The sequence below is a fragment of the Lentilactobacillus senioris genome (assembly GCF_026798195.1).
GTDB classification, from domain to species: Bacteria; Bacillota; Bacilli; order Lactobacillales; family Lactobacillaceae; genus Lentilactobacillus; species Lentilactobacillus senioris_A.
This window is the reverse complement of sequence record NZ_JAPQEZ010000001.1, coordinates 378,640-399,771: the sequence shown is the minus strand read 5'-3', so window position 1 is coordinate 399,771 and position 21,132 is coordinate 378,640. Positions and strand designations below refer to the sequence as shown.

21 protein-coding genes are annotated in these 21,132 nt (G+C 40.3%); 8 read left to right on the top strand and 13 right to left on the bottom strand.

The annotated features are described in order from the left end of the window. Window positions 1-25: 25 nt before the first annotated feature. Window positions 26-421, bottom strand: coding sequence for a transcriptional regulator Spx (spx, locus tag OXT66_RS01895; protein ID WP_268595377.1), 396 nt, complete (start codon window positions 419-421; stop codon window positions 26-28). 240 nt (window positions 422-661) lie between these two features. On the opposite strand from spx, the gene OXT66_RS01890 reads away from it, so the two are divergent. Beyond that, window positions 662-2,674, top strand: coding sequence for a cation:proton antiporter (locus tag OXT66_RS01890; protein WP_268595376.1), 2,013 nt, complete (start codon window positions 662-664; stop codon window positions 2,672-2,674). A 97-nt stretch (window positions 2,675-2,771) separates the two neighbouring features. After that, on the top strand, window positions 2,772-4,337 hold the full coding sequence (locus OXT66_RS01885; RefSeq protein WP_268595375.1) for a bifunctional metallophosphatase/5'-nucleotidase: 1,566 nt from the start codon (window positions 2,772-2,774) through the stop codon (window positions 4,335-4,337). A gap of 17 nt (window positions 4,338-4,354) precedes the next feature. Here OXT66_RS01885 and rny read toward each other — a convergent pair whose 3' ends face one another. Both rny and OXT66_RS01875 read right to left on the bottom strand, forming a co-directional pair. Next, entirely contained in the window at window positions 4,355-5,941 is a 1,587-nt protein-coding gene (gene rny / locus OXT66_RS01880) for a ribonuclease Y (protein ID WP_268595374.1), read from the bottom strand. Window positions 5,942-6,014: 73 nt separating this feature from the next. Next, window positions 6,015-6,962: an alpha/beta hydrolase gene (locus OXT66_RS01875; RefSeq protein WP_268595373.1), complete on the bottom strand. Its 948-nt coding sequence runs from the start codon at window positions 6,960-6,962 to the stop codon at window positions 6,015-6,017. A 128-nt stretch (window positions 6,963-7,090) separates the two neighbouring features. On the opposite strand from OXT66_RS01875, the gene OXT66_RS01870 reads away from it, so the two are divergent. After that, on the top strand, window positions 7,091-7,516 hold the full coding sequence (locus OXT66_RS01870) for a helix-turn-helix domain-containing protein (RefSeq protein WP_268595372.1): 426 nt from the start codon (window positions 7,091-7,093) through the stop codon (window positions 7,514-7,516). Continuing rightward, entirely contained in the window at window positions 7,516-8,373 is an 858-nt protein-coding gene (locus OXT66_RS01865) for an SAM-dependent methyltransferase (RefSeq protein ID WP_268595371.1), read from the top strand. Before OXT66_RS01870 ends, OXT66_RS01865 begins: the two co-directional genes overlap by 1 nt. On the opposite strand, the gene OXT66_RS01860 is transcribed toward OXT66_RS01865, so the two are convergent. The 6 genes from OXT66_RS01860 to rpsN form a co-directional block, all read right to left on the bottom strand. Further along, complete coding sequence (locus tag OXT66_RS01860; RefSeq protein WP_268595370.1) at window positions 8,345-8,920, bottom strand: methylated-DNA--[protein]-cysteine S-methyltransferase; 576 nt, start codon at window positions 8,918-8,920, stop codon at window positions 8,345-8,347. The genes OXT66_RS01865 and OXT66_RS01860 overlap by 29 nt on opposite strands. 65 nt (window positions 8,921-8,985) lie before the next feature. Beyond that, window positions 8,986-9,687 carry a Crp/Fnr family transcriptional regulator gene (locus OXT66_RS01855; protein WP_268595439.1) on the bottom strand — a complete coding sequence of 234 codons (702 nt, stop codon included), beginning with the start codon at window positions 9,685-9,687 and terminating at the stop codon, window positions 8,986-8,988. A 112-nt stretch (window positions 9,688-9,799) separates the two neighbouring features. After that, window positions 9,800-11,035, bottom strand: a complete 1,236-nt coding sequence (gene arcA / locus OXT66_RS01850) for an arginine deiminase (protein WP_268595369.1) — start codon at window positions 11,033-11,035, stop codon at window positions 9,800-9,802. A gap of 279 nt (window positions 11,036-11,314) precedes the next feature. Next, on the bottom strand, window positions 11,315-11,773 hold the full coding sequence (argR, locus tag OXT66_RS01845; protein WP_268595368.1) for an arginine repressor: 459 nt from the start codon (window positions 11,771-11,773) through the stop codon (window positions 11,315-11,317). Between the two features lie 90 nt (window positions 11,774-11,863). Then, window positions 11,864-14,158, bottom strand: a complete 2,295-nt coding sequence (locus OXT66_RS01840; protein WP_268595367.1) for a glycoside hydrolase family 65 protein — start codon at window positions 14,156-14,158, stop codon at window positions 11,864-11,866. Between the two features lie 166 nt (window positions 14,159-14,324). Then, window positions 14,325-14,594: a 30S ribosomal protein S14 gene (rpsN, locus tag OXT66_RS01835; RefSeq protein WP_268595438.1), complete on the bottom strand. Its 270-nt coding sequence runs from the start codon at window positions 14,592-14,594 to the stop codon at window positions 14,325-14,327. 299 nt (window positions 14,595-14,893) lie between these two features. Between rpsN and OXT66_RS01830 the strand changes: the two genes are divergently transcribed. Then, window positions 14,894-15,817 carry a LysR family transcriptional regulator gene (locus tag OXT66_RS01830; protein ID WP_268595366.1) on the top strand — a complete coding sequence of 308 codons (924 nt, stop codon included), beginning with the start codon at window positions 14,894-14,896 and terminating at the stop codon, window positions 15,815-15,817. Window positions 15,818-15,855: 38 nt separating this feature from the next. On the opposite strand, the gene OXT66_RS01825 is transcribed toward OXT66_RS01830, so the two are convergent. Next, complete coding sequence (locus OXT66_RS01825; protein WP_268595365.1) at window positions 15,856-17,160, bottom strand: nucleobase:cation symporter-2 family protein; 1,305 nt, start codon at window positions 17,158-17,160, stop codon at window positions 15,856-15,858. Window positions 17,161-17,404: 244 nt separating this feature from the next. Beyond that, complete coding sequence (locus tag OXT66_RS01820) at window positions 17,405-17,716, bottom strand: aggregation promoting factor surface protein (protein WP_419146372.1); 312 nt, start codon at window positions 17,714-17,716, stop codon at window positions 17,405-17,407. A gap of 261 nt (window positions 17,717-17,977) precedes the next feature. On the opposite strand from OXT66_RS01820, the gene OXT66_RS01815 reads away from it, so the two are divergent. Then, window positions 17,978-18,442 carry a universal stress protein gene (locus OXT66_RS01815; RefSeq protein ID WP_268595362.1) on the top strand — a complete coding sequence of 155 codons (465 nt, stop codon included), beginning with the start codon at window positions 17,978-17,980 and terminating at the stop codon, window positions 18,440-18,442. Window positions 18,443-18,512: 70 nt separating this feature from the next. On the opposite strand, the gene OXT66_RS01810 is transcribed toward OXT66_RS01815, so the two are convergent. After that, window positions 18,513-18,962: a VanZ family protein gene (locus OXT66_RS01810; protein ID WP_268595361.1), complete on the bottom strand. Its 450-nt coding sequence runs from the start codon at window positions 18,960-18,962 to the stop codon at window positions 18,513-18,515. Window positions 18,963-19,041: 79 nt separating this feature from the next. Here OXT66_RS01810 and greA point away from each other — a divergent pair, with 79 nt between their 5' ends. Beyond that, entirely contained in the window at window positions 19,042-19,512 is a 471-nt protein-coding gene (gene greA, locus OXT66_RS01805; RefSeq protein ID WP_268595360.1) for a transcription elongation factor GreA, read from the top strand. Window positions 19,513-19,525: 13 nt separating this feature from the next. Here greA and OXT66_RS01800 read toward each other — a convergent pair whose 3' ends face one another. Continuing rightward, window positions 19,526-20,143, bottom strand: coding sequence for a DedA family protein (locus OXT66_RS01800; protein ID WP_268595359.1), 618 nt, complete (start codon window positions 20,141-20,143; stop codon window positions 19,526-19,528). Window positions 20,144-20,272: 129 nt separating this feature from the next. Here OXT66_RS01800 and OXT66_RS01795 point away from each other — a divergent pair, with 129 nt between their 5' ends. Then, window positions 20,273-21,103, top strand: coding sequence for a DNA/RNA non-specific endonuclease (locus OXT66_RS01795; RefSeq protein WP_268595358.1), 831 nt, complete (start codon window positions 20,273-20,275; stop codon window positions 21,101-21,103). The last annotated feature ends 29 nt before the right edge of the window (window positions 21,104-21,132 follow it).

Here is a 21,132-nt window from a genome sequence, read left to right as displayed (position 1 = left end):
GTTTTAACTAACTATAAAACACCGTTTAGCTAATTCTAGCTTCCAATGTCTTGAGTTCTGATTCGCGAACTTCACGAGGCAAGAAACGCCGAATTTCTTCTTCATTGAATCCGACTTCTAACCGGTGATCATCAAAAATGATGGGCCGTTTCATTAAATCTGGGTATTTAACAATTAAATCAACTAGTTGAGAAACTGATAAGTTATCAATATCCAAATTCAATTTTTTGAAAATGTTTGAGCGTGTAGAAATGATATCTTCACTACCATTTTCAGTTAATCGTAAAATTTGTTTTACCTCATCGGTATTTAGTGGTTTGGAATTAATATTTCTTTCCTTGAAATCAATATTGTGTTCCGTTAACCATGCCCGTGCCTTCCGACTTGATGCGCTACTTGGTGCTACATATAAGTTTAGCATAAAAATCCACCCCTTATCACGAACTATGTAGTTAATAGACTTTCCCCGAAATACAACCAAACAACATTACGTTGCATTACTCTATTTATCTACAAACTTATCCTACCATACCAATTATAATTGTCAACCACCTTTAGTATTTTTTCGATAAAAATATGAAGAAATTATGTATTTATTTGTTATTTTGAATTTTTATTTCTATAATTAAATTTAGAAGTAATTACATAAGGAGTTCTTTGCATGGAAATCTTTTACTCGGTCTCTTTGTTGGTGGTAGCAGCGGTAGCAGCTAATATCATCTATACAGAATGGCCCCAAATCCCATTGGCGTTTTATCAAATCGGAGCAGGTTTGTTACTATCATTTTTACCATTATTTCACCACTATGTCTTATACCCAGAGATGTTTATGTTGATCATTATCGCTCCGTTGCTTTTTAGCGATGGGCAGTCGACCAATTTTAGAAACTTGCAGCACTCAGTCAATCAAGTGCTGTCTCTTTCAGTAGGATTAGCTCTGGTTACCGCAGTTGGAATTGGGATATTAACTCACCTAATCTATCCCACTTTACCATTAGCACTAACATTTGCATTAGCAGCAATTATTACGCCTACGGATTCGGTAGCTTTAGGTTCGATTACTAGTGATTTAGAGGTTCCTAGTGGCTTAAATTCCGCCCTGGAAAATGAATCGCTTTTTAACGATGCTTCCGGGATCGTCATTTTTGATTTGGCCCTCGTAGCCTTTTCTACCGGTAATTTTTCATTAACTAACGGTCTCAAAAGTTTCGCAGTCAGTTTTATTGGCGGCCTAGTGTTAGGGGGATTACTTGGGTATTTCTTTACCGAAGTCCAAAGCTGGTTCATTAAACAATCTATGGACACTACCAGCGTCATCGTACCGTTTAGCATTATGACCCCCTTTGCAATTTACTTGGTGGCTGAAACTTTCGGATGTTCTGGAATTCTAGCCGATGTAGCAGCAGGGATTGTTTTTGGAATTGCCAGAAACCGATTAAGATTAACTTCCACTAACGTGCAGGTAGTTAGTAACGCTACGTGGAGTATCTTAGTTAACGTTTTGAACGGCTTCGTCTTCGTTTTATTAGGGGTTACCCTGCCTACGGTGATTGCCAATGTAGCTAACTATTCTTCCATGCAAATCAGATTACTTGTTTTCTTGGCCATTATTTTATATGTCATGATGGTTATTATCCGTTATGTTTGGGTGCGCTTAGGTGGTGGTAAGATTCACTATACTAATAATAGAAATCACCGTGGTCGTAATTCTCGAATGCGGCCCAGCAGCAAGGATTCCTTTATTATGGCCGTTAGTGGTATTCACGGAACGATTACCCTTTCAATGGCTCTTTCTATCCCCTTGACGTTAAGCGGTCACTCGTTTCCATTTCGTAATGAATTAATTTTTCTAGCCGCAATGGTGATTCTATTAAGTTTATTAATGCCAACGCTAGTATTGCCACTATTGCTACCTAAAGTAACCCAACTAGACCAAGACTCCATCGCTACTTATCGGAACCAAATGGTTGATTATAGTATTCAACAGCTTAAAAATAACACAACTGCCAATCCACATGATAGAGACTACGTTATTGATACCCTGATCAGTCAAAAAGGCCAACAGGTGGACCGTAAGCAGGTAATGCAATTAATGCAACAAACTATTCAGACTGTCCAACAAACTCTAACTGATTTAAGTAATCAGGGCCAAATTGATACCAAAGTTGCTAACATCATTGCCCAACGAGCTTCGATGTCTAGTAAACGCCATTTTAGTAATTATTTACGGTTCTGGCTTAAGCACTTTTCACCTAAAAGTCTTAAAACGCGGCGCAAATTCCGAGAACGCAAGCAAACCATACTAGAATATTCTAAAACTGAAGCTGGTAAGAAAAACATCGCTGACTTCCAAAACCAAATGAAGTTAGCAGAAAATACTTCGTTTAAAAACGTTTCTAAGTTGTTAGCACAAATTGAAACCAAAGAAAATGCCAGTGCAGTGGCTTTTATTCGCCGATTTTATAATGTGCAACACGAACGAATTAACAATTCCGAAGCTGATAATGACCGGCGAATTCAACTTTTTATTTCAGCACTACAAAACGAATACTCATACGTGGCTGACCAATACGCTCAAAAAAATATTACCAAGGAACAAGCAGATCAGCTCAACCAAAGTATCTCTACCGACCAGTTAGTTTATATGCAAAATATTAGTGACGCAGAAGGCTAAATTATTAGGACTTTTCAGGACTAATCTAGTTGAAAAGTTTTACTTTACTTGCTAAGTTGCTTATAATTTAGACATTAAACTTATGACAGGTGAGCGTATGAAATTAACTATTTTGGCAACCAGTGATACCCACGGTTTTATTCCTCCCACTAATTTTGTGGAGTTAGCGGAAAATAAGCCTTATGGGCTGGAAAAAGCAAGCAGCGTAATTTCACAATACAAAGCAGAGCATCCCGATGAAATTGTCGTTACCGTTGATAATGGCGATTTTTTGGAAGGCTCTCCTTTAGCGTACTTTACTGCTAAACGAGCTCAACCCCTGCAACGAATGGCTTTTACTGATGCTTATAATCAAGTCAACTATGATATTGGCACTATCGGTAACCACGAATTTGATTTTGGTTTGGACTACTTAGAAACCGCCATGGCTAATTCAAACCGGCAATTTTTGTGTGCTAATATCGTTGATGATGAAGAAAATCCTTTAATCGGAGAACCATACCAAATCATCCAACGGGCTGGCATCAAAATCGGTATTTTAGGCTTAACAACTACCAGTGCCCGGAAATGGAAAAACATTAATCAATTAAATAATTTTCATTTGTTATCGGCAGTCAAGACGGCTCAGCGTTACGTTCCTTACCTACAAAAACATGCTGATGTAGTTGTAGTGGTCTACCATGGCGGGTTCGAACGTGACACTTCTGGTACTTGGACGGATATTACTCCTGGTGAAAATGAAGGCTATGCCTTATTAGAACAAGTTCCGGGCATCGACGCTTTAGTTACGGGTCACCAACACAGAAAGTTAGCTGGGGAACTCTTTGGCGTACCATATATTCAACCTGGTCATCGGGGGGAATTTGTCGGTAAAATTTCGTTAGAACTAGAAAAACAAACTTCGTTTATTCTGGAAAATTCTGCCGAATTGCTACCGTGCACCGACGTTGATATTGATTCAAACGTAGCATCTAGCATTCAACCTTTAAAGCATACGTTAGAGGGGTGGTTAGACCAACCGCTAGCTAACATCGTAGGGGATCTCACTTTTTCAGACCCCAACGCAGTTCGCAAGTCAGAAACGGCCTTTATCGAATTTATTCAAAAAGTGCAAATGGCAGCTATGCATACTGATATTTCAGCAACTGCCCTATATAATAACGAAGCTCATGGCTTTGAAAATCCAATTACTATGCGTAATGTTATTACTAACTATGTCTACCCTAACTCATTAGCGGCAGTTAAAGTTACCGGGGCGGATCTACGAGCGGCTTTAGAAGTCTCCGCTCAGTATTTCTCGTTAAACGATGCCGGAGAAGTGATCGTTAATCCCCGCTTCCTTTTTCCCAAACACCGCTTTTACAATTACGATATGTACGAAGGCGTGGACTATATCCTAGATATTTCTAAGCCCGTTGGTCAACGGGTTACAGAGTTGAAGTACCAAGGAACGGATTTAATGGATGATACGATTTTAGAGATCGCCCTTAATAAATATCGAGCTACCGGTGGTGGCCATTATCCCATGTTCGATGAAAGTAAAATTGTACGTAGTGACACCACTATTATGAGCCAACTAATTTTTGAATACTTAAAAGCTAATCCCGTCGTAACGGCAACCAATAATCACAATTTCAAAGTTATTGGCAAACAAAAAGAATGACTTTCGTCATTCTTTTTTTATGCTCTTTTTTTCTGTTTGGTTTTCTTTTCCGCCCCCACGTAAGCCGTGGTACGAAAATCTCTAACCGTGGTAACTTTAATTTTACCGGGATAAGTTAATTCAGATTCGATTTCATCACGAACCTCTTCAGTCAAGCTTTGGTTAGCTTGATCATCAATTTTTCTAGGATCTACGATAATCCGAATTTCTCGACCAGCTTGAATAGCATAACTTTCCTTCACTCCTGGTTGCTTGTTAGCAATCTGTTCCAAACTGCGTAGGCGGTTAATATATTCTTCTGCTGACTCACTTCTAGCGCCCTGACGACCACCAGAAACCGAATCTCCAGCTTCAACTAATGCTGCAATCGGACTAGTTGATTCCGTATCTCCGTGGTGCGCGGCGATGGCATTAATAATCGCTGGATCTTCGTCGTATAATTCGGTTAACTGAACCCCTAATTCTACGTGGGTTCCTTCAATATTTCTATCGATTGCTTTACCAATATCATGCAGCAAGCCGGCCCGCCGAGCTAATTGCTCATCGATACCTAATTCAGCCGCTAGAACACCCGCAATCTGGGCCACCTCAATGGAATGGTTCAACACGTTTTGCCCGTAACTAGTTCTAAATTTCAACCGACCAACTAGTTTCATCAAATCAGGATGCATCCAGCCAATATGCAACTTAACAGCCACAGATTCACCGGTATGATGCAATTCGTTAATTACCGTTTGGCGAGCATCATCAATGGCTTTTTCAATTGCCAAAGTGTTCCATTGGTGGCCTACTACCAAGTTGGTCAAGGCTACTCTAGCCTCTTCTCTACGCAACGGATCACCAGTCACAATTTCTAGCTCAGTTTCTGCATTGGGATCAAAAATCAAATCCGTTCCGGTGACAGCCTCTAAGTACCGTAACATTTGTTCATCGTGGTCCAACAATTTTTGGCGCACATCTGCTTCCGGGATTGAAACTGTATGTTCTGTATGTTCTCTGGGAAAGTCAACTGGTCCGCGTTGAATAGCATCAGTAGCCAATAGCTTGCTCATTTTGGTGACGTTGCTTTCATCATCTTCTCGTTGGAAACGTAAGTTAGCTTGTTGTTCATGTTGCAATTGTTGATCTAACTCACTTAAGATTTGGTGTTGAGCTTCAGTCACTTTTAACTGCGCCTGAGTTTCTAAAGTATCGGTTCGCTTAGTTAACAACTCGTCTGCACTTACTTTAGTAGTTTCGATTTGTTGCTTCACTTCGTTTAACTTATCTCGGTCCGCGTTGAGTCGTTCTGCGGTCTCGTCCAAATGACTTCTAGCAGCAACCAAGGCCTTTTCCCGTTGATCAATTCGATCTTGGCGAGTCTGATTATCCAATGCAAAGCTATCTAGCTCGTCAGTGATATTTTGTTGGTAATTAGCAGTTTGTTTAGTGTTCTTAGCTAAAATTTGTTGTGCTTTTTGTTGGCCTTGAATTTCGCCAGCCTGCTTAATTTTAGCAGCCTGCAGTTTTGCTGCAGCCACTTCTGCTCGTTGCTTTTTAGTTTGCATGTAAGCACCCAAAGTGCCACTTAAGATTATCAAAATCAATAAACCTAGATATAGCATTCCTTCCCTCCTTTACTTTAATATTAATGTCAAAATTTTAATTTTAGTCTAGTTCTATACCATTATACCGCAATTAGTCCACGTATCGCGCCAAAAATTCGCGAACGGTGCGCGTATATAACTGTGGATCAGTTTCATAAGCCTTAGCATGAGCCGCGCCTTTGACAATCAGTAGTTCCTTAGGTCCCTTCGTAGCGTGATATAGTGGGTATACCATTCGGGTAGGTACAAAATGATCGTCTGAACCATGGATAAATAACATCGGTTTATGGTTTTTCTTCACCTGTTTTAAAGCACTGGCCTGACCAAATGAATATCCGGCCTTAACCTTAGAAATGGCGCTCACCACCGGTACCATTGGCCATTCTGGCAAATGATAAAGTTCTTGAGCTTCGTACTTAATTTCGTCGTAAACACTAGTGTAACCACAATCTTCAATGTATGCCTTAACTTGTTTAGGGACGTTATTTTCACCACTAACCATCATGGTAGTGGCGCCTCCCATACTGGTCCCAAACATCACGATTTGAGAATCAGTACCATTTTTGGCAACAACTTGTTTAATCCATTTGACGTAATCACCCTTGTCTAGCCAACCGTAACCGATATACTTTCCTTGACTATCACCATGGGCCCGATCATCTGGCAGCAAGACATTGTACCCTAATTGATGGAACATATAAGCGTACTGGTACATTTTATCCTTGTTGCCCATAAAGCCATGCGCAATCACCGCTGTCTTCTTGGTCTGCTTAGCAGTTGGAATATAGTAGGCGTCTAATTTCAAGTTATCACTGGTAGCAGTCTCATACCACCGTTGTTTATCAGCTTGTTGATACCATTGTTGAGCTGGGTATAAGGTGCTAGCCTTAGTAATCTTTTGGTCCTTACTCAAAAAAGCCTTGGGACTGGGAACCACCGCCACTTGGAAGAAATATAATCCAGCGCCCACAATCCCAACTACCACTGAAGCTAAGATGCCACCTGCACCAATTAACCATCGTTTTGTTTTTTTCTTCATATATTCACCATTAATCTTTAATTTACAGTTACTAAATTATAAGCGTCAATTTCCCCCGGTGCAAGCATCGCATAGTTTTTCAAATCCCATAAAAGCAGTATAATAGAAACGAATAGGAAGGTGATCACATGTTTCCAGAACGACTGCGCGCTCTACGCAAAGGGCAAAAAATTACTTTAGCTGAATTGGCTACCGCTTTAAACCAACAATTTCCAGTAGCCCCAGAACACCAAAACACGTCTTCTCAAATTGGTAACTGGGAACGTGGCGTAAGAACTCCCTCGTACCTAGAAGTTCAAAAATTAGCTCGTTTTTTTAACGTTTCTATGGATTACATTACCGGTTTAACCGAGAATAGTCAGACTGATCTAAGCCGATTATTTATTTCTGGGAAGGAATTAACCTTTAACCAACAACTTTTAACTGGCCAAGATCGCTATGAAGTTTACCAATTAATAGAAGGTTACCTTCACGGAAAAGAGCAACGACATATTGCCCAAGATACAGATATTCAACTAGATTTAGGTCTAGCAGATAGAAACGGAGAAAACTAATGGTTTCCAATAAGCAACGTAAAAAATTACTCAAAAACCATAAAGTGACCACTAAAGCTAAACCGCAAACTGCTTATATTGACCGAATGACTCGCTATGGTCAACTATTTGCAGACTATCCGACAGTTAAATTCTTAGTGAATAACGTTTTACAGGCTGATCGCTTAATCGCTCAGGGACTACTACCTCAAGACTTACCAGAATTGATTTTACCAGATGATATTCAAGATCAAATTTTTAATCAAATCAATGCTCAATTTGCCCCTAAAGATCCTAAGGGTGATCAAATGTGGGACACTTTAAGTGCCGCCCTCCCCAAGTTAGACCAAGACTTACGTTCGTTTAGGGATTACTTGGAAGATCAATATGGCATGTGGGCGTATATTTCTGCGCCATTTGTAGCTGACTTAGCCGACTACGTCAACGGACACAGCGTCCTAGAAATCATGGCTGGAAATGGTTATATTTCCAAAGGCCTTAAAGACCTCAAGCAACCAGTCATCGCTACTGATAGCTTAGCTTGGACTAGCGAAAACCAAACCGGAAACCACCAAGTCACCACGGTCGAAAAACTAGATGCATTAGCTGCCATTAAGAAGTACCAAGCTACCGTAGATTATGTGATTATGAGCTGGTCCCCAGACGGCTTAGATATTGATCAGCAAGTATTGCAAACCATTCGCGAACAACCTAATCCAGATCTTAAACTAATTGTAATTGGTGAAAAAAATGGTGCTACCAATTCAGCTGCATTTTGGCAACTAGCTAACTACATTGAACCAGCTGCCACCCAAAAGCTTAATCGGCACCACCAACCATTTGATTTAATTAAAGACCAGGTCTATTTAATTGATTAAGAAGCGGAAGCGGTAACCGACGAGGGGCCGCTTTTTTTGTAATTACGGTTTGTTCTAATTCTAGTAATTTTTGTTTAGCAGCTACCCCGCCCCGATACTTGCCTAAATCACCATTGGCTTTAACTACTCGGTGGCAAGGTACCAAAATTAATAAGGGATTCATCGCTACCGCATTCCCCACTGCCCGAATGGCACTAGATTTACCAATTTGTTCAGCTAATTGTTTATAGGTAATTGTTTGGCCGTAGGGAATGGTTTGGATGGCTCGCCAAACCTGTTGTTGAAATTCAGTTCCGGTATCAGTCAAATCCAACGGCACATCAAATTCTTCTCGTTTACCAGTCAAATATTCTTCTAATTGTTCCTTAACTGGTTTGGTTTGCTCTTCTTCGTATTTGTATTCCAAGTCATATTCTTGGCCAGGATAAAAGTCATAGATTTCGGATAAAAAGCGGCCGGGACTGGAAACAAAGTTAACCCCCCGCTTGGTCATCGTAAAGAAGAATTTTTGTTCTTCTTCGACACTATCCCAATATAGTTGTTTCATGTTTAGTTCTCCACTTCATCTATCTGCGATAGAAACATTGTAACATTTTTGGCGATCTGCATCAGCTAGGACGATAATTCAACAGCTAAATCCGCGTCTAAAATGGTTAAATATTTACGTTCATATGTAATCTGTCCCTGTTGCTTTAACTTTTGCAAAACCTGACTAGCAGTTTCTCGACTAGTCGCACTAATTTGGGCCCATTCGGTAATGGCAATCGGGTAGTTAATTCTTACCCGTTGCTGTTTACTATCTGGTTCGCCAATTTGCTGAGCTACAAACCAAATAGCCTGACGTAGGCGCTCTTTAGCATTGTTAGTAACCATTAATTGAAGTTCATTTTCGGTTAGATCAATCACTGCGCCCATCGACCGCACCAAATTAGCTAAACCAGCAGGGTTAGCCCGCACAATTTGTTCATAACAGCTCATGGGAATTGCCGCAACTTCCACCGTAGTGCTAGCTTCAGCTACGTAAGCATAATCATTATTGGTCAACATCCCTACCAGCGGCAATACGCCACCCCGATGCCGAAAAGCATAAAAACGTTCTAAGCCATCCACATTTCTGTGAAATAAACGGACCAAACCGGACATCACAAAATAAAACCACTTCCGCGGCATTCCCTGCTCAAATAACAGTTCTCCTCGTTGGTAGTTTTGAAATTGCATTCGATTAGCGATTTGAGTTAACTCCGACAACGATAGCGCACTAAATTCTGGTTGTTGTTGCAACTTGGTTAGTAAAATTTGTTGTTTTGGCGTCATGTTCAATTGTGAATCACCCCAACTACTATTTTGATTAAAGTGTACCCCAATCACGAATAGATGCCAAACCAAAAGGACTTTAACGAATAACCGTTAAAGCCCTTTTTTAATTCTATAAATCAGCTCGCGCAATTGGACAACTCATGCAACGAGGGCCGCCCCGTCCCCTAGACAATTCACTAGATGCTACTTCTAACACTTTAATACCGTGCTCAATTAATAATTGATTAGAGACGAAGTTACGATCGTAAGTTACCACTACTCCAGGAGCGATCGTCAACGTGTTTGAACCATCGTTCCACTGCTCTCTACCGGCAATAATTGGATCACCACCACCGGTTTGAATCATATCCAATTCACTGACGTTAAGCACTTCTTTTAACACGTTCTTTAAGTCTGTGCGGTGGGTCACCCGTAAGTCATGCTGTCCATCACCAGGATGCATAACCCAAGTATCAATGTCTCCCTTAGCGTCTAAAATGCCAGGATAAACGGTAAATTGATCATGGTTTACCATGGTGAAGACGGTATCTAAATGCATTGTTGCATGCGTCTTAGGAATCGAGATCGCTAAGACCGTATCAAATTGACCAGCGGCAAACAAACTCCGGGCAACGTCTTCGATAGCCTCAGCAGAGGTCCGTTCCGAAATGCCGATTGCCACAACATGATCGTTTAAAATCAGTTCATCGCCACCTTCAATGCGCCCAATTTGATTTCTGTCCCGCCAGACCGGGATGCTTTGCCCAGCAAACATTGGGTGATAATTAATCACTAATTCCGTGAACAACGATTCGCGTTTACGAGCCGCAAAGGTCATGTTATTAATAGTCAATCCACTACCAATAAACGCTGATGGGTCACGAGTGAAGTACAGGTTAGGCATTGGGTCCAAATAGTACGGATAGTCTTCATCTTCGGCCGCCCGAACTAAACTCCAAGCTCCTACGTCTAATTCTGATTTTCTAATTCCAGCCATGATTTTAGCAACCATTAAATCGGTAGGCATATTCAACAAAAATTCATTTAAGGCAGCGGTAATTGCTCCTCTAGTATGCCCCGATTCAGCCAAAATCGTTTTAACAAACTGCTGCTTAACTTCGGGCTGCTGCCCATTAAGCACTTCGGCTACTAATTCTTCTAAGTACAAGACATTAGCGCCGTTATCTCGGAGAACCTGGGCAAATTGATCATGTTCCTTTTGGGCAATTGGCAAATAAGGAATGTCGTCGAATAATAACCGTTGCATCATCTGCGGTGTGAAATTTTGAACTTCATCCGCTGGTCGTTTCAACATTACCGTTTGTAATTTACCGATTTCTGAAAAAATATGAATTGGATTTGTCATAAAAAAGTCCTCCCTTGTACAGTTTAGTGTATTTAGAGTAACCGTTTTTATGAACTTAAAATGCCAAAAATTTGGCACTTCAAACTAAATGAGATAGGTGCTTAACTTAAATTTGGAATATTTTCACATCGTTTAAAATATTTTGCTTAAAAGTAGTGATTTTAATTTATTTTTATGCAACGAGCTGTATATTTGAAGAAAGTTAGATATTTGTTAATTACGGAATAACTATAAAAAAAGGCCCCAGAATAGTTATTAAGATATTCCGGGAGTTGTTAATTATAGTTCCGTAGTATATTCATTGATAAATTGGTTTAACTTGGTAGCCTGGTCGACGCCAGGGCTAAACAAAACGATAGTATCATGCCCGGCCAAGGTGCCCGTGACCGTTTCTAACTTAACGTCGTCGACAATGGCTGCCAACACGTTAGCATAACCAGGTTGAGTGTGAATGACGTTCACAAATTCGATTTGGGTGACTTCCGTTACGGTGCTGTTAATCATGCGTTGCAACCTAGTTAATTCATTTTGGTTACCACTTTTAAAGATTGTATAATGCGGGTTACCAAAACTATCTGGCTGTTTAACAATTTTCATTTCCCGAATATCGCGTGACAGCGTCGCTTGAGTAACATCAATTCCCACTTCTTTTAACTTAGCCATCAATTCTTCTTGAGTGGCAACTGATTCTTGGTTAATAATTTGTTCGATTCGGGCTTGCCGGGCTTCTTTTTTCATTTTGTTCCTCGCTTTGCACTCAATTGGTTAAAAATTCGCTAACCAGTCTTATCTCGTATATTTAAAAGTATACCATACAAATTTTGGTAACTAAACGGCTGGTCGTTGAACTATTTGAGTATCCTGCTTGGCATTCAAAACAACCGGTTTATCCCAAATTACCATTGGCATTCCTGGACCAGTTAATAATTGAACAGTAACTTGTTGCGGCTGAATTTCAAATTGGTATTCGCTAGTTTCGATTTGTAGTTTAAAGCTTAGGCGTTGCCATTGCTTAGGTAAATTAGGGTTTAGCGTAAACTGATCAGCATTGTTAACTAAACCGGCAAAGCCATAAACCACGTCCATCCACGATCCACCTAAGTTACCAGCGTGAACGCCGTTAGCTGTGTTCCCCTGTAAGTCGCGTAAATCAGTTTGAACCGATTGAGTAAAGAAGTCATAAGCAGCGGTATCACGACCAATTCTAGCGGCTAAAATCGCAAACATGGTGCGCGATAAACTGGAATCATGAGTAGTAATGGGTTCGTAAAATTCATAATCTCGCGTTTGCTGGGCAAGTGAATTACCAGCCGGATATAAAATATCCGCCATGATAGTATCGGCCTGCTTGTTGACTTGGTAATGGTATAACGTCAACGGGTGAGAATGTAGCAACAACGGAAAACGGCCCTTATCAATATCTGCTAATGGTAACCGAGATAATTGTTCAAAGCCCTGGAATTGTAGTTTCACTTCTATTCCTTGATCATAAGGTAATACCATTAACTTAGCGGCATCCGCCATACTTTGAATTTCAGCTGGTGTTACTACTAACTTAGTTAATAAGTCCGGGTTACTACGTTGTAACTGCTGAGCATATTCTACGGCACTGGCTAAGTTATGTTGCACCATAACGTTAGTATAGTAATTGTTATTTACCAAATCGCTATATTCATCCGGCCCCGTCACCGTATTAATTACAAACCGATTGACGCCATCAATTTTTGTGTAGTTGCCGTATTCTAACCAAAAGCGCGCAGTTTGCAAAATAATCTCAAATCCACTTTCCTGCAAAAAGTCCTGATCGTCAGTCACCGTCACATAATGATCCACCGCGTAGGCAATGTCCGCATTAATATGAAACTGGGCTAACCCAGCCGGCCAGTACGAACTAGCTTCCCGACCGTTAATAGTCCGCCAAGCAAAGGTGGCCCCAGCAGCAAAGCCTAAATCACGTGCTTGTTGTAAAGCAACATCTAAAGTTTTCGCTCTAAATTGCAGTAGTTTGCGTGCGGTTTGCGGTTGTGTATAAATAAAAAATGGCAACATGAAGATTTCCGTGTCCCAAAAATATTGACCACCATAACCATTGCCAGTCAATCCTTTGGCGGGAATGTTAGTTAGCCCATCACGACCTGCAGATTGATTTAACTGAAAGAGGTTGAATCGCAAACTATTTTGCACGTCTGGGTCTCCATCAATTTCAATGTCACTATGTTGCCAAAATACTTGCCACTGTTGAGCAGAACGTTGCCATTCTGCTTGAAATTCACTTTGTGCCACTACCGTTAATAAGTTTTGATCCGCCTCCAGAGTATTAGTAGCGATCGAACTCAGACCGTACATAAAACTAAATTGAATCGGTGTGTTTTTTTGGGCGGTAGTAATTAATTGATAGCCGGGAGTTTCAGCAGGTAATTGTTTAACCTGAATAGTTTCATCACTTTGAGTTAACCGCCAAGCAGCGGTCAAGGTCTGTTGACTCCGTGCAGTTGTGACCACCATGGCGGGATTGGTTGAATCCGCTAAAGGCCAGCCATGTAGTAGTCCTTCACTTTCCTTGACGCGCACGTCGTTTACTGATGTCCGCGAAAGTTGATTAACGTCTGGATGCACTTTGGTAACCATAATTGAGCCTTCAAAGTTCAACGGCAAGATCGTATACTGTACGCCGTATAACCGATCGTCGGCTAAACTAGCAAAGCTTTCCACAATTAAATGAAATCGTTCTTGTAGTGGTGTAGTTACTTCAAAAGTTTCGGTTAATTTACCGGTTTGCATATCCAGATTTTTATCTAGAATTTTACTGTCGAAAAAGATAGTAGCAGAGTCACTATCCCCTATTTTAATTCGTAAGTACCGGGGATCAAATAACCGGTTGATTACTTGATCATTTTCAGGATAATTACTGTATTTTTCCCCATAACTAAGCGGATAGTAATCATAGAAGCCATTTACAAACAAACCGGGAGAACCTAAATATAAATCCGAATTTCCTTGCAACGGATTGGAATCACGGACTCCTAAGTGACCATTACCGATACTATAAACAGTTTCCAAAAAATCCGGGGTTTGTTTTTTGAGATCCGGTAAATGAATTTGAAATGCTAAATCACTTGCCATAATTTCACCTACTTCACTAAGTTAATATCACTCATATCCTACCACCAAATCAGCATTTCGTAGCAAAATATTCTCATTAGTTTCACAAATGTTAAAATTATCCTTAGATTAAAAAAAAGGGCTGCGAGCATTGCCCCCAGCCATGTATTATTAGATATTAAAGATATTACCAGCTTGCTTTTTTAACTCCAGGTAATTGGCCTTCGTGGGCTAATTTTCTAAAGTTAATTCTGGATAATTGGAACTTACGCATGTAGCCACGTGGGCGACCGTCGAGGGTGTCTCGACGGTGACGTCTAACGGGGGACGCATTTTTAGGCAATCGACTCAAAGCTACGTAGTCGTGGTTAGCTTTCAGTTCCGCTCTTAATGCTGCGTATTTTAAAACCGTTTGTTCGATTTTTTGTTCCTTTGCGATCTTTGACTTCTTTGCGATAATTATTCCTTCTTTCTCCAAGTTATTATTTTTAAAGAGTAACTATTACCATTTAGAAGAATACCATATTGGAAAAGAAAGTCAATGGTTTTATCCGTTTTGCGAGTTGTTTTCATTCTGGTTACAGCGCTTTACTAGGTATCACTTAGTTGCTATAATTTTATAGACTACGTTACACTGATCGTATCGTTACTATAAGGAATGATCATCGTTGCTAATCGGGACGCATTACGCTAACCCTACGACGATTTACTTATTTTTTCTATACAATTGTGTTTATAAAAGGAGATTATATTCATATGAATCGTAAATTGTTATCGTTCCTAGAAGAAATTAAGGCCCAAGGCAATATGTCTAAGGCGGCCGAAATTCTCTTTGTCACTCAACCCTATATCAGCCGGGTAATTAAAAACGCTGAAACTCAATTTGGGGTTCGATTAATTGACCGTTCCTCTCACCCTATCCAACTTACTTACGCAGGTGAACGACTTTTAAGTTACTTGCAAGAAGAAAATCGCTTACGTTCGAACTTAGATCGAGAAATGACTCACTTGTCAGAATTTAAGTACGGTCATTTAACTATCGCTTCTAACGAAGTTTTGGATAACGGAATTTTCAAACCTGTTTTGACCCAATTTTATAACAAGTATCCTAAAATTCACGCCCAACTCCTTAAAATCACTAGCAGAGATGCTGAAAATCGCCTTTTGTCAGGTTCCCTAGACTTCTTCATGGGTCAACCGCTTCACAATAATAAGATTGAATACGTACCAATTACAGATTTTCCATTAGTCTTAATTGTTCCACGTCAATCTAGCCAATTTGAAGAAGGCACCCTTTGGGCTAGTTATTCTAATGAAAAGATTGAAGAAATGGGTGGCGAATCCTTCATTGGTATCCCACACGATAGTAATTACCAACGAATGGTTAACAACTTCTTAACTGACCACGGTATTTCAGTGGAATACAGCATTGAAGTTCCAGACATTCACTTGGCAACTGCCTTAGCATTGAAGCAATTAGGAGCCATCATTACTCCTAAGCACCTCTTAAGCATTGAGGAACTAGATGAAGAAACGAAGCAAAATATTAACTTGATTGAAATTCCAAGTGATACTTTCACTTCTAACTTCGGTGTTTCCTACGTTAAAACTAAGCAAAACTCAGAACCAGTGAGTGACCTAGTGGATATCGTTACTAACGTAGTTAACGACTTAAAATAATAAAAAAAGAAGCCAGAATTTAATTCTGACTTCTTTTTTTATTCTTCAACTTGTTCTTTAATTCGGGTGTCATTTAATAAGGCATTTAGTAATACAGCGGTAATCCCACCAATCACCATGCCGTTGCTAAGTAATGTTTGAACGCCAGCTGGTAATTGTTGGAATAATGCGGGTACACTGGTAACCCCAATTCCTAGCCCCACCGAAATTGCAATCACTAGAAGGTTTTTATTATTTAATTCCACTTGAGACAAAATCTTAATTCCTTGAGCGCCTACCATGCCAAACATAACCAGCATAGCTCCTCCTAACACGGAAGTGGGAATCAACGTTGCGACAGCTCCAAACTTCGGAATTAAACCAATCACCATTAACATCCCGGAAGAATAGTAAACTGGTGCCAACGTTTTGATCCCTGATAACTGCACAATTCCTACGTTTTGAGAAAAAGTAGAGTATGGAAAGGTATTAAACAAGCCACCCAAAATAGCTGATAATCCTTCTGAACGATAACCCCGTTTTAAATCATCGTCTGTTAACTTAGTGCCCACAATGTCAGCCATAGCAAAGTAAACTCCGGTAGATTCAATCATACAAGTAATAGCCGCTAAAGCCAGTGATAACGCAGAAGACCATTCAAATTTGGGAGTAGCAAAATAAAAGAAATGAGGTAATGAAAGCCACTGAGCAGTGCCCACAGAATGAAAATTAACCGTTCCCAAACCAATTGCTAGTAGCATTCCAGCCAAAATTCCTACCAAAATCGCAATTTGCTTGAAAAATCCGCGTCCCCAAATATTAATTACGATAATTACTACCGCTGTGAAAGCAGCCAACCCTAGTTGTGTGGGATCACCAAAGTTTTTAGCCGTAGGATCACCACCACCCATATTTTGGAAGGCTACGGGAATTAAAGTCAAACCAATCAAAGTGATTAGCGAACCAGTTACTACTGGTGGAAAGAAGCGTCGTAGCTTGGCAAATGGTCCTGCTAACAACATCACCAATATTCCTGCCATGATAATACCGCCGTACATATAGGCTAACCCATAATTTTTACCAATGGCTTCTAACGGTGCAACGTATTCAACAGCACATCCCAAAACCACGGGTAACCCAATTCCTGTTAACGGAGTCCGTTTAATTTGCAGAAAGGTTGCCACCCCACACATGAAAATATCGGTGGAAATCAAGTAGGTCATTTGGACGGCATTAAAATGCAAGGCGCCACCAATTAACAATGGTATCAAGATATCACCAGCATACATTGCCAGTAAATGTTGCAATCCTAAGATTGCATTGCGGCCAATCGAGTTTTCACCTGAAACAGAAACATTTTTCATGATACCCTCCGGTTTATTCGTTTTTTTAAATTAGAACTATATTATCATCTCTCATGATGAACTTCAACAGCCAATTCCGAATAATAAGCTGGCAACTTAAAAAATATTTGGGTTAATTCCGAAAATAGGTCCGTAATTTTCTAATTATTAATTAATTATTCGGGTCTTACCGAATAATTAGATTTGCACAACAAAAAAGGCTGAAATAGTTTCCTATTTCGGCCTTTAATAATTAGCTGGCTTTTTAGTACCAACCGTAGTATTGCCAATGTCTCTTAGCATTAACCCAGCTACCGTAACGGTTTTTAACATAACGGTCTGCGGTTACTTCTTGATTATATTTAGAGTAGTCACCCTTAAGGTATGATCTAGTTAATTGGTAACGGCCAATGTAAATACCATTACGTACAGTGTATGAACCACGAGATTCACGATAAGCAATCCAAGCTTTGGCTTTTTGATTGGCCTTAGATAGTTTTGACTTATAAACACGGGTTTTAGCACTAGCAACTTCAGTAGCGGTAGTGTCAACGTTAACCAAACTACCCAGATTCATTGTGGTAAATAAAGCCATTGAGCTAACAATTACCATCATCATCTTTTTAAAATTCATAGCTGTTTTTTCCTCCAATTCGTTTTCAACATCGTCTACTATAACCAATCGGATTTACAGACAAGTTAATGTCAAATTACAAACGTATTAAATAAAATTACAAGAGATTACAGTCCAGGCGTTATTTTTGAATTTTATGATTACTACCAGGTAAACTTAAACCATCTTAAGGAATCCTCAAACCACAAATTGGAGGTAATAGTTATGTATAATAAAATTTTAGTTCCAGTCGATGGCTCTCACAATGCTAACTTAGCTTTAGATCACGCCTTAACTTTGGCCGAAAAATTCGATTCAGAAGTAATGATCATTTCTGCTATTGATACTCGACGCATTTCTCAATACGGATTCATTGAAGCCCATACTAACGTCTTAATGGATCAAATCGTTGAGCCAATGCATGAAGCTGCCAAACGCCACGTAGAATCAGCTGCAGACGCAGCTAAACAGCGTGGAATAAAATACACTACCCTAATCGTTAAAGGCGATCCGAAAACCTTGATCGCTAATGATTTAAGTGACGAATACGATATTGACTTAATCGTGATGGGTAAATCCGGGGTAGATGCTATTACTAGAATTACCATCGGTTCCACTACTGCTTACGTTGCTCGCCATGCAACTCACAACCTCTTGATCATTTCAGATGATGACGCCGAAGAAAGTTAAACATTAATAATGAAAAATAGGTGACTTAATATCATTGATGAAAGTACTCATCCTGGTATTAGGCCACCTATTATTTTGTCATTTTAGCATAACCAAAATACATAACTCCGCCAAACATTACCCCCACAGCGTTTGCTATTACATCGTTAATATCAGAGCTACGATTCAATAACCAGAGATGAGAAATAACGTACTGGGTAGTTTCGATTAAGCCACCAGTAACTAATCCAGCTACTAACAATGACCAACTAGGACGGTAACGTTTAATAATCACCCCTAATGGAATCGTCAAAACCACATTTTCTAACACTGAAAAATGCCATAAATCAATAATTAAAGATACTCGACCAGTTCCAGGAGGCATCACGGAAATACTAAAATCATTTATGGACAACGGGGTAAAGACGATAAAAGTTAACGCCAATAAATAAAAAATAGCCCAAAAGCTAACATTAACTCGATTTCGATAATACCAAAGCATCAATAAGAGCATTACCATAATTGAAAATAACCAACGCATATTTCCACCTCCTTCATACTGTTTTCTTTTTAATTTTAGGTTAGGATAGAAGAGAATACAACCAGAGGAGTGAATAAGCATGGATCCCCAATTCAACCCCATTACCCAAGCCGGCTATGATCAACTAGCAGCTGAAATCAATCAACTAGAAACTGACCGGCCTAATAAAATCGCCATTCTTCAAGCTGCTAGAGCACTAGGAGACTTGTCTGAAAACGCCGAGTATAGTGCTGCCAAACGAGATTTGCGCCATTTAGAAAGTCGGCTCCGCTTTTTGCGTAAGCAGCAACAATATGCCAGAGTAGTGGTTCCCTCCACCAATTCTACCGTAGAAATCGGTAATTTAGTGACCATTCAATTCACTGACGACCTCACCACTGCCGATTACCAGCTCGTAGGAACTCCCGAAGTCGATATTGACGCTGGCAAAATTTCTATTGCTTCACCACTCGGTAAAGCTATCCGCAATCATCAAGTAGGAGAAATCGTTACGGTTCAAGCCCCCGAATTTAAGTATCAGGTTAAAATCATAAGTGTAAAACTACCTTAAAAAACAGCGCCTTCTACCGAGTGCGCTGTCTGTTTTTATATTTATACCCTAACCAACTTAACAAGCCAATTCCCACCACTAATACAATCACAATCAACCAATCTTCAACAATCGCTAAAATAGTAGGCCAAGCTTGACCAGCATAATGGCCCACCAAAATCAAAACCGTATTCCAAATCAACGTGCCACTAAGGGTCAGCCAGCTAAATTTAGCAAACGGATACTTCACCATCCCCGCCGGCAACGAAATCAAGCTCCTCACTACCGGCACGAAACGGCCTAAGAAAACGGCCCAACCACCTTTACGGCGAAAATACACTTCGGCTTTAGCAACATCACTAGCTTTTAAATGTAACATTTTGCCCCACCGACCTGCTAGCCAGCGTTCAATTTGCTCCGCATTTAATAATCGCCCTAGCCAATATAACACCACGGCTCCTGCGTAGGCTCCCAAAGTAGCTGCCACTACAGCCCCCCAGATACTTAGTTGACTGGTAGTCGTTAAGTAGCCGGTAAAGGTTAAAACTAATTCTGACGGAATAGGTGGAAAAATCGTTTCAATGGCAATTAGTCCGGCCACTCCCAAATACCCGTAGGCATTGATAAAGTCGATAATTGTCTGTTGATCCAAGTTAGTTCCTCATTTCGTTAGTAGTAAGTGAATTATATCATTTCGCCTCCTAGGAGTCATGGTCAAGAAGTTTAAAAAATGGTAAGATAATGAGTCGTGAAAACTATATGCATTACGAAAGGATTCCCCATGCCGAAAAGAAATAAACGTACCCAAACCACGTTGAGTTCCGTCATCGTTGCCGTTTTACTGGTAATCGGTGGTTTATACACCAACAATCAACACGGTGATTCTTCTAAAAGTAGTAGTAACGTTATTAGCTCAGTTATCAACAGTGTAACTGGCGGTTCTAGTAACACCCCTAGCAAAAACGTGGCTTCTCAAAGCAAGTTAGCTGAATTAGATTTTAAGTCCGGTTCCGATCCAGTAGTGGCTGTTAATAACAACAAAGCGACTCTGAAAGCTGCCAGTTGGAAGACTAACCACGTCACCTACCAAAACTTAGACAGCCTAAACCGGACCAGTTCCGCCAATATCGGCTACCTCGAAAAACGAAATTTGGCCAATGGTAGCCTGCGTGTCCGTCAGTACGTCGAACCCACCGGTTGGCACCAAAAATTTGTGGACGGTGAGCCAATTTTGAACCGGGGCCACTTGATGGCTTACTCGATTTCTAAGGGAATCAGCGCTAACGGTCAGTACGATCCCAGCGACCAGTCGGGGGACCAAAACAACCCTAAGAATCTCTTCACCCAATCAGCTTACTCTAATCAACAACTCCAAACTAAGTACGAAGAAATGATTAGAAGTGCCTTAAAGCAAAATCAAAAAGTGATCTACGAAGCCCAGCCCATTTTCCGGGGGAACGAACTAATGGCCCGCGGGGTGCATCTACAGGCTTTAAGCACTAACGGACAACTTAATTTCAACGTCTACATCTTTAACGTCCAGCCCAAAGTCAAATTTGACTATGCCACTGGCCGTTCTATAATTGATAGAAGTATGAAAGTAGCGGGATAAACACCAAAATAAAAACCTTCCTCAACGGA